Source organism: Vibrio sp. 1249-1, from assembly GCF_033340495.1.
On sequence record NZ_JAWOWJ010000625.1, the window covers coordinates 1 to 664 of the forward strand.

Sequence of the window (664 nt, forward strand, 5' to 3'; positions counted from 1 at the left end):
TGGTTGTGGCAAAATCCAAATCTTCACGGAAGGTCAAAATTCTTTGGCACTGTGTGCAGACCAATGCGAAAGCTGCTTCGACGGCGAGTTGCTCGTTAAACCAATGAGCTGGTTTGTGCGTGGCAACCATGCAGAGTTTGTTGAGAAAGCAGCGCAAGCGGGCTTTATGGTGCATAAAGTGACGGACTACAAATCGATGGTGAAATACCACGGCGAGTACCTTATCTTCCCTGCAAACGAAGGTAACCAATTGGCTGAGATTCCTTTGAGCTTCCAAGCTTAATCAACTTCTCACAGCAGTAGAATTGAAATACGAAAGCATCAGGCGCTTAAAACGTCTGATGCTTTTTTGTTACGGCACACTGTGCTTAAAAGCGATATTTCCAATAGACGCCGCCATACAGACCTTCATAGCTTTGCAAAACGTCGCCCATCGTTCCGGTTTCGTTGTTAAACAAGTAATCCTCTTCTGAGTAGTCTTCATAACGAAGGTTAAGCTGCACGTTTTGATTTTCAGATACTTCATAGTCAGCGATGACTTCAAATCGATACGAGTTCGCCTCGTTATCAGGATATTGGTAACCACCAGATGTGGTTGAAGATTTACTGTCCGCTTGGCTGTAGCTGTCATCAAATGAGACAGAAAGTTTGTCGTCCAGCAGTC

2 protein-coding genes are annotated in these 664 nt (G+C 44.7%); one reads left to right on the forward strand and one right to left on the reverse strand.

Annotated elements, in window-relative coordinates:
- Nucleotides 1-283, forward strand: a 283-nt coding sequence (locus R7Z50_RS28015; RefSeq protein ID WP_318149822.1) for a DUF2913 family protein, incomplete at its 5' end; no start/stop codon positions are given.
- 85 nt (nucleotides 284-368) lie between these two features.
- Here R7Z50_RS28015 and R7Z50_RS28020 read toward each other — a convergent pair.
- Nucleotides 369-664: MtrB/PioB family outer membrane beta-barrel protein (locus R7Z50_RS28020; RefSeq protein WP_318149823.1), on the reverse strand; the 296-nt coding region annotated here is incomplete at its 5' end.